Here is a 12,492-nt window from a genome sequence, read left to right on the forward strand (position 1 = left end):
CGGGGATTGTGGTTGCTATCCTTTGCCATTAGCTGTTTTTTGGCGCACTCACAGAGGACCCCCCGATGCCCCTGACCTCCTCCTTTTTCCCTGCCCGACGGCGCGTGGCCGCGCGGGCTGCGACGGTCACCGTGGCGGCGGTGGCGGCCATCTCGCTGACCGCCCCGCTCGCCTCTGCCTCACCCGTGGCAGTGCCGTCCGCCGTGGCAGTGCCGTCTGCCGATGCGGCGCAGACGTCACGCCCGGCACCCGCCGCACGAGTGAGCGGCGAGAAGGTGGTCTCCGTCCCGGCGGAGGGAGTCTCCGGGTCCGCCGTTCGCAAGGACGCGGCGCTGGATGGTGCCGTGGCTCCAGAGCAACGCCAGGGTGGCGCCGCGGCCAGCACGTCTGCCCCGGACGTGGCCCCCAAGGACCTCGCGGTGCTCACCCCCGAGCGCAGTGCAGGCACCTTCACGGCCGCCGGCATCACATGGAAGTACACCGCCGGGGTCACGGTGGTAGAGGCCTCCATCAGGGTCCGCGAGCAGGGTAAGTGGACCGCCTGGAGTGATCTAGAGGTGCCCTCCGTGGAGGATTCCTCCGTGCGCGCCCAGGGCGGGCGGGACGGCACCGAGCCCCTGCTGACGCTCGGTGCGGACGCCGTCCAGGCCCGGGTGATCACCGCCTCAGGTGACGCGCCGCAGGACGTGCGCGTGGACCTGATCAACGGCGGCACTGCTGCGGCGCCGGAAGCCGGCACCGCGGCGTCGGGCAGGACGGTGGCGCACAGCCAACCGGCCGCCACCCGCCCGCTCTCCGTGGCGGGCGACGCCCTGCGTCCCAAGGGCGTGGTGACCCGTGCGCAGTGGGGAGCGCAAGAGAAGTACGCCAATCCAAGCAAGGTGCGTTCGCAGAGCCTGAAGGCCATGTACGTGCACCACACGGCGAGCTCCAACAACTACACGCGCGCCCAGGCCGCGCAGGCCGTGCGCTCCTTTTACCTCTACCACACGCGTTCCCTTGACTGGGGCGACATTGGCTACCACTTCCTGATCGACAAGTACGGAACCATCTACGAGGGCCGCAAGGGCTCCATGGATGATCTGGTGCTCGGCACACAGGCTGGCGGCTTCAATACGAGCACCATCGGCGTTTCCATGCTCGGCAACTATGAGACCGCCAAGCCCAGTAGCGCTGGCATGACCGCGCTGCGCAAGGTGCTGGCGTGGAAGGGTTACGCCCACGGGCTCAACGCGCAAGGGACAACCTCGCTCACGGCGCGGGTCTCTGGCACCTCCACCTCCAGGTACAAGAATGGGACCACGGTGAAGGTGCCCGTGATCCTGCCCCACCGCCAGACCAACAACACGGCGTGCCCTGGGCGCAACATCATGTCCAAGCTCCCCGCGCTGCGCAAGAATGTGGCCGCGGACATTGCCGCCGCCAACGCGAAGCACGGGGTGGCGGGTTCACCGGTGCGGGCCGTGGTGCCGGCTGCGGCGTATTCGGCCAACAAGCCCGTCACGGTCAACGGGGTGCTGGCTCTGAAATGGAAGCGCGTGGCCTACGCCAGCAGGTATCAGCTCATGGTGCGCGAGTCCTCGCAGCAGGGCGCCTGGGCAGGCACCGATTATTGGGAGGCCGGGGCAACCACCACGGCGCTGTCCACCGCGTACACGGTGAAGGCTGGACGCACCGCCGTGGTGGGCGTCCGGGCCATCGATGCTCAAGGCCGCCCCGGGCCCGTCACCCGCTTCACGCAGGCCACCCGCCCCGTCGGGACCGGGAAGGCGGACCTGGCTGCAGCCAAGTTTGCGTCCGTGCCCAAGCTGTCCGGGACCTCAAACAACGCCGGCTGGAGCAGCAAGACCAAGGGCGCCACGCTCACCATCAAGCGATCCACCGGCGGGGACATCCTCAGGGTCCTGGCCAGCGCCCCCAAGGGCGCCAGCTTCACGGTGAAGCAGGGTGGGAAGAGCATCGGCACCATGAAGTTTGCCGCCTCCAAGGCCGTGCAACAGCGCAACCTGAACCTGCCCTCCCGCGCGTCCGCGGACATCGTGCTCACGCTGAGCAGCACACAGCCCGTCACCGTGCGAGACCTCTCCGCAGCGCGTCCCACCTTCAAGGTGGCCTCGCAACCCTTCCGCGCCGCTGGCCCAAGCCGGGTCAGCCTCAAGGCCACTCCGAGCAACGGGCGCTATGCGTGGAACGCCAACAAGGAGGCCGCCAAGTACGTGGTGGAGGTGGACCGCGCCGCGCCCGGCAAAAAACTGAGTGGGGCGTGGAGGGCCCAGGCCACCACCACGGCCACCACCATCACCGTGAAGCAGAAGTCCAAGGAAACCGTGCGGGTGCGCGTCCGGGCCGTGAGCGTGTTTGGGCGCGGCGGCTCACCCTCCTCCTACGCGGCGGTGACCGCGCGCTGAGCTGGCCTACCGGGTGGAGTTGGCCGCGGCCAGCGCGCGCTTGAGGCGGCGCTTGGAAAGCGGGACGAATCCCGCCTCCAAGTGCCGCCGTCGCACCTCCGGATCGGCCCTCAAGAGGGCCACGCCGCGCTGCAGCAGGAAGGGCAACGGCTTGCGGTGCTCCCGCACATCCCGGGCAAAGCGCGCCAGTGCCGTGATCACGCGGGGGTGGTCCACGTAATACGCGTCCACCGCAACGCCCGCGGCGCGCAGCGCCCGCAGGGCCTCAGCGGCAAAGATGCCCTCCGCCACGATGGGTGCCGCGACCCCGCCGCCGGCGTTGCCGTCCCAGCGCAACCTTCGGCGGCCAAAGTAGGCGCTGTCCGCGATGGAGTAGTTGGGCACGGAGGTCTCGCCCGTCTCCAGCAGCTGGCGAATGCCGGCCACGGACGCGTCCTGGTTCCAGGTACCCGGGTGATCCCAGTCGATCTGGCCGTAGCTGGTGCGCGGCAGCGGCGCCGTCTTGTCCTCGCTAGCCTCACGGTAAAAATCATCCAGGGAGAGGTGCGGGGACCCGTAGCGCGCGGCCAAGTAACTCTTGCCGGAGCCGGAGGCGCCGCCAAGCAGGATGAGGGGGGCCGGGGTCTGGGGCAGCGCGGGATCTGACACGCCCTGCATCATTCCACACCCACGGTGCCAGCCTAGAGTTGAGGTGGACGTAGCATCTGATGCGTGAGTGATCCGACCGTCCTGACTTTGCTGCGCGAGCACGCCTCCGCCGACCCCGCCGCCGACTTGGAACGCGGGGTCGGGCTGTTGAGGGACGTCGCGGCAGGCCGCCGCCCGCCGCTACTACGGATCTACCGGCCGGCCCCCACCCTGGCCTTTGGTCAGCGCGATACGCGCCTTCCGGGGTTCGACGACGCGCGGAGGCTGAGCGCGCAAGCCGGGTTCGCTCCGGTGGTCAGGGCGGCAGGCGGGCGTGCTGCGGCCTATCACCCTGGCACTCTGATCGTGGATCAGATTCAGCCCTCCACCGAGGCGATGCGAGGCCACCATGGGCGTTTCCAGGAATTTGGGGAGCTCTTCGCCGCCGCGCTGCGCTCGCTCGGGGTGCAGGCCGGGGTCGGGGAGATCCCCGGGGAGTACTGCCCGGGGGAGTATTCGGTGCACGGCGTCCCGACCGAGGGAGGGGCGCCCGTGAAGCTGGTAGGGACCGCCCAACGCGTGGTGGCCGGCGCCTGGCTCTTCACCTCCGTGGTGGTGGTGACCGATTCGGAGCCGCTGCGCGAGGTCACCACCGATGTGTACGACGCGCTGGGGCTGCCGCTGGACCCGGGAACGGTCGGCGCCGCGGAGGATCTGGTGCCAGCACAGGAGCGGGCCTGCTTGCACCCGGAGGCAGTGGCCGAGGCCCTGTTGCACACGTGGGCGCAGGCGGGCTACCGAACGCGGGGCTGATGTGCCACGCTGGGGCGCATGTGTGGACGGTATGTAGTGGCGCGCGCCGCGGGAGATCTGATGGATGACTTTGACGCCTGGGATCCCGAGGAGACCCTGCTGCGTCCCAACTACAACGTGGCTCCCACCACGGATGTGCCGATCGTGCTGGAGCGGTTGGTCCCCGCGGGGGAGGAGGCCGCCGAGGCCGCCGAGGCCGCCGAGGCCGCCGAGGCCGCCGAGGCCGCCGAGGCCGGGCAGATCCGCCGGGAGCTGCACGTGGCCCGCTGGGGCCTGTTGCCCATCTGGGCCAAGGAGGCCTCCTTCTCCTCCCGCACCTTCAATGCGCGCAGCGAGACGGTGCTGGAGAAGCCCAGTTTTCGCTCGGCCGTGAAGTCCAAGCGCTGCGTGGTGCCGGTGGATGGCTACTACGAGTGGCTGTCCCCGAACGGACCCAAGGGCGCCAAGACCCCATTCTTTGTTCATCGTGAGGACGGCGCACCCATCGCCTTCGCAGGGCTCTACGAGTGGTGGAAGGACCCCACCGTGGCGGAGGGGGAGGCCGGGCAGTGGGTGCTCTCTTGCAGCATCCTCACCATGGCTTCCCCCTCCCCGGAGGAGGGCGGCGTGCTCGGGGAACTGGGCCGCCTGCATGACCGACTGCCCATCCCGCTTGCCGGCCCCGACGCCGTCGACTCCTGGCTGAACCCCGCCGACAAGGACGCCGGGCCGCTCGTGGAGCGCGTGCGCTCCGAGGCGTACCAGGCGGCCTCCGGGTGGACCATGCACCAGGTGGGTTCCGCGGTAGGCAATGTGCGCAACAACGGCCCGGAGCTGATGGAGCCGGTGGACGCGTTGTTTTAGCCCACCTCTCTGCTAGCCCACCTCCCTGCTAGCCCGCCTCCCTACTAGCCCAGCGTGGCCGTGCGCTCCGGCTCCGTGCCGTTGACGTGCTGATTCAGGAACCCTAGGACGGTCTGGTACCAGACCCGCGCGTTCCCAAGCCCCTGCACCCAGTGGGCCTCGTCCGGGTAGTACAGGAAGCGGTGCTGGGTGCGCCCCTCCTCATCCAGCGGTGTGGCGGAGAAGGTGAGCAGGTCATACCAGAGCGCGTGCCCCTGGGAGATGGGGACGCGGTAGTCCTTGTCGCCGTGGATGACGAGCACGGGCGCCACGATGTCGCTGGCAAAGAGCTGCGGGTTGTACAGCCCGTTCTGGGAGCGCATGGGCTTGTCCCAGCCGGAATTGTCCGTGGTGCGACCCATGGATTCGGTGTCCCACAACGAGGCGTGCGTGACGATGCACTTGAAGCGATCCCCGGTGTGGCCAGCCACCCAGTTGGCCATGTAGCCGCCGTAGCTGCCGCCGGCAAAGGCCGTGCGCTCGGAGTCCAGGTCCGGGGAGGTCAGGGCGGCGTCCGTGAGCGCCAGGATGTCCGTGTACGGCGTGCCTCCCAGCTGGTGCTGGCCGCGGTCAATCATGGCCTGGCCGTAGCCGGTGGAGATGGCGGGGTCCGGGAGCAGAACCGCATAGCCGGCAGCAACAAAGGGATTAGGGTGCCAGCGATAGGTGAAGGCGTTCCAGGAGCCCCACGGGCCGCCGTGGGCAAAGACCACCAGGGGGTGCGGGCCCTCTCCCTCCGGGACGCGCAGCCAGGCGCGCAGCGGCGTGCCGTCTTCGGCGACGGCCTCCACCTCGCGGAGGGTGCCCACCTGCTCGACGGCGTCTGCCGGGTTGGGCAGCTCCGTGACCTTGGCGTTCAGCGTCCCGTTGGCGGCGATGCTCACCGGGTGAGGCGCCACCGCGATGCCAGAGGCCAGTGCCACGATCCGCTCGCCCGCCTGCGTGGCTTGGCTGAAGCTCAGGTCCTGGCCGGGGCCGCCGGCGATGCGCTTGGGCGCGGCGTCGTTGATGTCTCCCAGCCACACAGATCCGCGCCCGTGGTCGTCGCTGATGGCGACCACGGTGGCGTCATCCGCCCACTCCGCGCGCACCCAAAAATCGTGCTGGGGCCACAGCGGCGTGCACTCGCCCGTGTCCAGGTCCAGCACCTGCGCCTTGCTTGTGACGGAGGCGGTTTCTGTCCACACGCCCTCGCGTCCCACCAGGGCCCGCGTGCCGTCCGGGCTGATGGGGCCGGAGGAGTACTCGTAGTCCGCCGTGGCGGCCCTGATCAGGCGCGGCTCGGTGGCGTTGCTCAGATCTACCAGGTAGAGGTTGGTGAAGCCGAGCAGTTCGTCCGTGGACTCGGTCATGCTGACCAGTGCCCGGCGGCCGCTCGCGTCAGCGTGCCAGGACGTCAGGCGGCCCGGGGGCATGGTGACGTAGCTGAAGTGCAGCAGCTGCTTCATGGCGTCCTCGTCAGCCTTGCCAGTCTTGTCAGCCTTGTCAGTGCCGGGCGCCGGGGTGGGTTGCGCGATGGAGAGGTCCCGTGGCAACTGCGCCACGGCCAGGACGCCGCGGGCCGGACCCAGGTCGGCGTCCCAGTAGCGCGTGGGGAAGTCATCGTGCAAGATCGCGGAGACCTTGGCCTCGCCTCGCTCCGCGGTCAGCTTCTTATGCTCGGCCTCGTTGGTGGCCTGGGAGTGCACGGATAGCTCGGCTACGAGCGTGGTACCTGCCAGGTGGAGAGAGCCAAAGCCGCCCGGGCGGGACGCAAGTTCACGGGCCTCGCCGCGGGTGGGCAGGGCCCACAGCTGGGCGTCGTCCGCCTCCTTGCCGTCCGTGCCCACGCGCTTGGAGGTGAAGTACGTGGTGCCGTCCTCACCCAGGGCCGCCGCACCCACGGAGGCGTTCCCGCGGGTCAAGGGCACCGCCGTGTCATCGGTCAGTTCGACGAGCGAGCTGACGTAGGCGTTGCCTGGGGAATTGGGGCGGGAGATCTGGGCGACCACGCGACCACCGCGGGTGGAGAGCAGGCCGTTCAGGCGCGTGGCGGCGAGGAGCTGCGAGATGCTGGAGTGGGTCATGTCACACATCCTGCCACTGTGAACGGTTTGTTTCACGTCACACGGTGACGGTGCCGTCGGCCAGCAGCGAAAAGGTGGGGTTGTGGACAAAATCGATCCGGAACCCGTCCGGATCCGCGACGCAGGCGCTGGTGCCGCCCCAGGAGCGCGTGCTGGGCTCCGTGACGAGCGTGGCGCCGGCCTCCAGGGCCTGGTCCGTCAGCGCAAAAACCTCCGCAGGGCTCGCCGCGTTGTGCCCCAGGGAGAGCGGGGGTGCCTGCGTTCCAAAGCCCACGTCACCGTATTCGCTGGGCATGGAAGTGAGGTTCCACAGCGAGAGCATGACGCCGGGGGAGATCTGCACAAAGGCAATTTCTCCTGGCACATGATGCATGCGGCGATACCCCAGGCCCTTTTCGTAGAAGGCAAGGGACGCCTCAACGTCCCGCACGCCAAGCGTGAGGGCGGTGATGGAGGGGCCGGGTTGCTGGGGGAACTGCGCTGGCTGGCTCATGACGCCACGCTAAACCGTTGCCCTGACAGTTTGCGTGGGCCCACTGGTCAGGCCAGCAGGCTCAGGCGGCTCAGGAGCCGGTTGGCGTCCCTGGGTAGATTGTCCGCCGCGGCGAAGGCGGCGCGGTCGGTGGAGGCCTCAACGTGCAGCGCCAAGTCGGCATCCACCAGGACATCTAGCAGGTACGCCAGGCGCTGGAACGGGTCCGCGCTCATCCGTTCCGGAGCCGGCACACCCACCAACTCCCAGCGGCTAAAGCGTGCGGCCAACGTCAGGTAATCGTTGACCGAGAGCGGGCTGGCGCACAGCTCGTTCCAGTGCACCCGCAGGCGGCCGCCCTCCTCCGCGGCGCTGGCGCGCAGCACCCGGGTGTTGCTCAAGGCGACGCTGACCTCAGTGCCCGACGCCGCGGCGTCGGGCAGGGTGTTCTGCGTCGCCGCGGGGATCGCAGTCCAAGTGCCGGACGCGAAGCCGGCGCTATGGGCGCTGTGGGGACGATAATCGTGCTCGCCACCCAACTCGATGATGTCCAGGTGCGTCAGGATCGCCTCGATAGCCGGCAGGACGGCGTCGTGGAAGGTGGGGTCAGGCAACAGGCGCTGCGGCGGGTAGTTGGAGGTCATCAGGACGGCCACGTCCGCGTCGAGGAGCGTGGTGACGGTGCGGCGCAGCATGATCGCGTCAGCGATGTCATGGACGTGGAACTCGTCCAAGAGCAGGAAACGCGCGTCGCCCAGCATGGCCCTGACCGCGTCCGGGAGCGGCAGGTGCTCCCGGACCATTTGGCGGCTCAGATCCGCCAGGAAACCATGCACGTGGAGGCGGCGCTTGGGGGCGTCCACGGCCGCAAACAACCGATCCGCCAACCACGACTTTCCGCGCCCCACCGCGCCGTGCAGGTAGACGCCGCGCCGGTGCCCCGCGCCCAAGGCCGCAACCGCTTGGAGCTGGTCCGAGTCCAGGGCGTGGCCGGCCCGTTGAGCCGCTGAAAGGAGCGTCTGCGGGGTGATGGTGGCCCAGATGGCCTGCGGCGTTGCGGCGGATACAGGTGCGTGGTGGTTGTTCGGGCTCACAAGGTCATTCTTGCGCAGTGCGGGGGGCCTGCGGACCAGGGGGCGGGCTCACCTGGGGGCGTGTCGCGGCGAGTTGTTGGTGCGTAGGGAAACGACGTTGGAGGCCGCGAACAGCAGCCTGGCCCCCAGGAGACCCGCCCAGATGATGCCGGCCGTTGCTCCCGCCTGGATCAGGAAAAAGAGGAGTGCAGGGACAGCGACGAAGTACACCAGGAGCAGGCCCAACAGCCCGGCGCGGGGGCTCACGGCCAATTTCAAGTAGCCAAACAGGACGCCGGCCGCTGGCTCGATGATGATCTGGGCCGCGATCATCAAGGTGAGCAGAAGACTACCGCCGATGGGGCCGCTCCAGAGCGCGTACCCCAGCATGCCGAGAAGGGCGGCAGAGAGATAGGGGGAGGCGGCAAGGAAGAGCTCTATCAGGCTCCGCCCGGGCGTGAGGGGCCTGTGGGTTGAGACAGCTAGCCGGCCGTAGGTGATGCCCACTTGCTTGAGCGGAACAGCCACCAGGCGGGCGAAGGCAATGGCGACGGCAATGGCGTCGCCTGTGTCCGGGCTGATCGTGGTCGCGGCGGACTGAACCACGAGAAAGACGATCATGAAGACGGCACCGTCGAGGGAAGCGGAGAGTCGGTCCCAGATTCCTTGCGCGTCCCACCGCAGACGGGCCGTGAGGAAGGGGGAACCAACATGGCGGCGCAGTCGCATGACGCGAAGGGCGAGAATCGCCACAGTTCCACAAGACTGCGAGAGGCCAAAGAGGGTCAGGGCAAGCAGAATTGGCAGGTTCGCTGTGAGCAGGAAGATCCCTGAGGCGCAATAGATCAGTCCAAAGGACGCCGTGGCAGAGAGGTTTTCTCGGTTTCTATCCAGGTACTGATAGGCGCCGTTGATGACGGCACTGTGGGGCGAACAGAGGATGCCCGGCAAGAGCGCGACGCAGTAGGCGACTGCGACCCCTTGCATCTCGGGGTTCGTGGCGACCAAGAGGCAGAGGGCCAGGGCTGAGCCGACCAGCGCGAGCAGGGAAAAGGTGTTGGCGTAGGCAAGATTCCGCTGGATCACCGAGCCCAGGATCGCGGGGGAGGGCTTGCCCCGGTGTTCGGTGCGGGCGCGGACCAGGGCAGTGATGGTGCAGATGCTCACGCCGATGGTGCCGATAACAGACAGGGAAAACAGGGAGGCCGCAAAGCCGAGCAGGCCGGGGATTCCGTCCGGGGAGGAGGACACCGCGACGGCGATGACGAGCAGGGACGTGAATTGTGGAATAAAGCCCGCGACGATGAGCGGCAAGGCGCGCCAAGCCGCTTTGAGCGGGAAACTGAGGGGGCCTGTCATCTGGGCGCCTATTTAACGGGCATCGTCCGGCACCCGTCAAGGCCACGAATGTCATTGAATCGACGCTGTACTCGGCCGGGGTGGGCGATTGGCTTGGCAACACCCACGGTGACGGCACATCGATTCCGGTCATGATCACGGGGCGGCTGAGGCGGTTTTGGGCTGCAGGAGCGCTTCTGGCTCTCTTTTGTGCTTGATGCGATCAACTCCAGAACTTTTCGCTGAAGCTGGTGCAGTGCATGGTGAGATTCCGTATTTCGAGTCGCTTGTGTTTGTGCCGCTGTTGTCTCTGGGGGCGGCATCTGTGGAGAACCTGCACGCGCGCGAGACGCTCACCGCCACTTAGGTGGTGGTGGAGTTTTGAGGCGATGCCGGCCCTTGGACATATCTCATCCGAGCGGGTTAACACGTGGGTGGCCTGTGAGGGACGGGGCCTGTGGATAAACCCTGTTTCTATGGGTCTGAAATATTCTTTGGTGGATCTGGCCGAAAACGGTTCAAAAGCGGAGCAAAGTGTCAGGGGGTCACGAGACGCTTGAGGTGTTCAAGGGGGAACGCCAGTCGCCTGGGGAGGTGAGCGGTCGTGGATCAGAGTTACGAGGGGTCGGGGTCGGGGGCTGCCGCCGGGGCCCTGGCGGGTGTGGTCGGGGTGCTGCGGGGCACGGTGTTGCCTGACTCGGCGCGGTGGGTTGAAGAGGCCAGCGATGCTGAGGTGGTGGCGGTGCTGGGTGAGTTGGCTCAGCTTTCGGTGGTGATGGATGCTTTGCGGGTGCGTGCCGCTGCTGCTGTGGTGTCTAGGTCTGAGGGTTTGAACGGCGGCGTGGGCAGGGCCGGTCCGGACTCGTTGGCTCACCGGGTGGGGGCGCGCGGGTCTAAGGCGCTGTTGATGCAACTCTTTGGGGTCCCTGCCCCGACGGCGCAGGGGTGGATCTCCGTGGCCGGAGCCGTCACACCGCGCAATGGTTTCTCCGCCGGGGTGTTGGCGCCGTTGCGGCCGGGGATTGCGCGGGGGTTGGAGGCCGGGGAGGTCTCCGCCGAGCAGGCGTTGACCATTCACCGGGAACTGCCGCAGGAGGTGCCTGACACGTCCGATAACCCCGAAGCGGTGGCGGGGATGCTGGAGTTCGCCGAGGCCGCGCTCGTGGCTCAGGCCAGTGGCGGGCGGGTGCTCCCGGTGGAGGGTGAGCCGGGGTTTGGGTGTGAGGCCGGGGTGGAGTTCGCCGCTGACCCGTGGGGTGGTCGACGCCTGGAGAGCGCAGCACTGGCTCAGGTCGCTAGGGCGTGGGCTAACGCGATTGACCCCGATGGGGTGGAGCCGGATTACGAGAAGCAGGTGAAGGCTCGATCGTTCAAGATCAGCATGGCCCGCGGTGGTGGGTGGAGGATGACAGGGTTCGCCCCGGAGCTGGAAGGTGCTGCGATCCGCGCCGTGCTGGATGCCTACACCTCACCCCGCCGGAAGGAACCAGCCCCAGACCACACGCCTGACCCCATGCCAGGCTCAAGCCCTGACAACGTGGGCCGCAGCGAGCCGACCGGGCAAGGGGAACTCCTTGGCATGGGCGAGACGGGCGAGATGGGCGCCGGACCGGACGTGGAGGCGGGGGAGGACTCTCGCACCATGGACCAGAGGGCCTTCGACGCCCTGGCCTCTTTGTTCGCCGCTCATGCCAGCTCCGGGAACGCTCCCACTAACCACGGCGCCGCTCCCACGCTGCTGGTGACCGCGACCCTGCCGGCCCTTCACGCTTTCCTCCACGCCGCCACCGCCCAGCAGCCCACCGCCCAGCCGTCCGCCGCCACTCCCCGCCCGGTTCTGACCGCTGCACCTGTGGCGACCGCCGACCGGGGTGCAGGCCAACGAGCCGGGGCTGATGGTCCGGCCGTCGGCGTGGATGTGTTTGCGGATCTGCGTTCGGCGGGTCAGGGGTGGGGCGGGCCGCCGGATCGGATGGAACCGCCCAATCCCTTTGAAGGAATGCGCGCCCCCTTCGGGGCGCCGCCACCAGAACAATCGCCGGTGCAGGCCGTGGCATCTTCACCACCCCCACCCACGCAGCTACCTCAACCTCCACCACGTGCATCTTCTGCGCCGGCGCGCGGGCTGGGCACGATGACTGGGATTGATCCTCAAACACTGGTGGATGAACGGTTCGCGAGGGTCGCCCGGTCGGACGTGGCGGTTCCCGTGTCCCAAGTCATGAGCATGTTGTGTAGCGCCGATGTGCAGTTCATGCTCACCGACGAGGCGGGCCTGCCACTGAAACTGGGTAGGACCAGGCGTCACTTTAGTGTTCACCAGCGCAGGGCGTTGATGGTCCGTGATCGGCATTGCAAGGCTCCCGGTTGCGGTGCGCCTCCGGGGTGGTGCGAGGCCCACCATGTGATTCCGTGGAATGAGGGCGGACCCACCGACGTGGATCATGCCGTGCTGCTGTGCAACTTCCACCACCACGAGGTGCACCTGGGGCGCCTGGTCGTGGAAGCCGCCACCGAGCCCGCCGCGATACGGCCGGCCAACCCTGGTGCGCCCGGGGCGGGGGCGGCTCCCGGAGGGGCGGCCCGGCGCCCCTGGACCGTCGTCAGCTCCTGGACCACCCGCCAACGCCGTCGCTGACCACTACCGCTGACCGTTAACCCAGGCCCGAAAGACCGATACACGAGAGATTCGGACGATGGGGCGCACCGGTTCGCCGTGATGATTTGGGGTTACCCGTTGGGGGTGCAGCCGGGGGCGGTGTTGTTTTTGTTGCAGGGTTCTGCGACGCGGTAGTGCTTGGTGCGCCAGACGT

General features: G+C 68.1%; 9 protein-coding genes. 4 read left to right on the forward strand and 5 right to left on the reverse strand.

Annotation, left to right across the window (positions count from 1 at the left end):
- Positions 1-65: 65 nt before the first annotated feature.
- Positions 66-2,408: an N-acetylmuramoyl-L-alanine amidase gene (locus tag DWQ67_RS11940; RefSeq protein WP_121485838.1), complete on the forward strand. Its 2,343-nt coding sequence runs from the start codon at positions 66-68 to the stop codon at positions 2,406-2,408.
- Positions 2,409-2,414: 6 nt separating this feature from the next.
- On the opposite strand, the gene DWQ67_RS11945 is transcribed toward DWQ67_RS11940, so the two are convergent.
- Positions 2,415-3,056, reverse strand: a complete 642-nt coding sequence (locus DWQ67_RS11945) for a uridine kinase (protein ID WP_233556073.1) — start codon at positions 3,054-3,056, stop codon at positions 2,415-2,417.
- Between the two features lie 63 nt (positions 3,057-3,119).
- Between DWQ67_RS11945 and DWQ67_RS11950 the strand changes: the two genes are divergently transcribed.
- Both DWQ67_RS11950 and DWQ67_RS11955 read left to right on the forward strand, forming a co-directional pair.
- Positions 3,120-3,848, forward strand: coding sequence for a lipoyl protein ligase domain-containing protein (locus tag DWQ67_RS11950; protein WP_121485840.1), 729 nt, complete (start codon positions 3,120-3,122; stop codon positions 3,846-3,848).
- Positions 3,849-3,908: 60 nt separating this feature from the next.
- The gene (locus tag DWQ67_RS11955; RefSeq protein WP_233556074.1) at positions 3,909-4,691 is read left to right on the forward strand and encodes an SOS response-associated peptidase; all 783 of its coding nucleotides are present in this window, start codon (positions 3,909-3,911) and stop codon (positions 4,689-4,691) included.
- Between the two features lie 44 nt (positions 4,692-4,735).
- Here the strand turns inward: DWQ67_RS11955 and DWQ67_RS11960 are convergent, their stop codons facing one another.
- From DWQ67_RS11960 to DWQ67_RS11975, 4 genes are read right to left on the reverse strand one after another with little or no spacing between them, the layout of a single operon-like run.
- Positions 4,736-6,796 (reverse strand): S9 family peptidase, encoded by a 2,061-nt coding sequence (locus tag DWQ67_RS11960; protein WP_121485842.1) that lies wholly within the window; start codon positions 6,794-6,796, stop codon positions 4,736-4,738.
- A 37-nt stretch (positions 6,797-6,833) separates the two neighbouring features.
- Complete coding sequence (locus DWQ67_RS11965) at positions 6,834-7,289, reverse strand: VOC family protein (RefSeq protein WP_121485843.1); 456 nt, start codon at positions 7,287-7,289, stop codon at positions 6,834-6,836.
- Between the two features lie 47 nt (positions 7,290-7,336).
- On the reverse strand, positions 7,337-8,362 hold the full coding sequence (zapE, locus tag DWQ67_RS11970; protein ID WP_158595450.1) for an AFG1/ZapE family ATPase: 1,026 nt from the start codon (positions 8,360-8,362) through the stop codon (positions 7,337-7,339).
- 48 nt (positions 8,363-8,410) lie between these two features.
- Positions 8,411-9,700, reverse strand: a complete 1,290-nt coding sequence (locus DWQ67_RS11975) for a hypothetical protein (protein ID WP_121485845.1) — start codon at positions 9,698-9,700, stop codon at positions 8,411-8,413.
- Between the two features lie 583 nt (positions 9,701-10,283).
- Between DWQ67_RS11975 and DWQ67_RS11980 the strand changes: the two genes are divergently transcribed.
- Complete coding sequence (locus DWQ67_RS11980) at positions 10,284-12,317, forward strand: HNH endonuclease signature motif containing protein (RefSeq protein WP_121485846.1); 2,034 nt, start codon at positions 10,284-10,286, stop codon at positions 12,315-12,317.
- The last annotated feature ends 175 nt before the right edge of the window (positions 12,318-12,492 follow it).

The sequence above is a fragment of the Galactobacter caseinivorans genome (genome assembly GCF_003640665.1).
GTDB classification, from domain to species: Bacteria; Actinomycetota; Actinomycetes; order Actinomycetales; family Micrococcaceae; genus Galactobacter; species Galactobacter caseinivorans.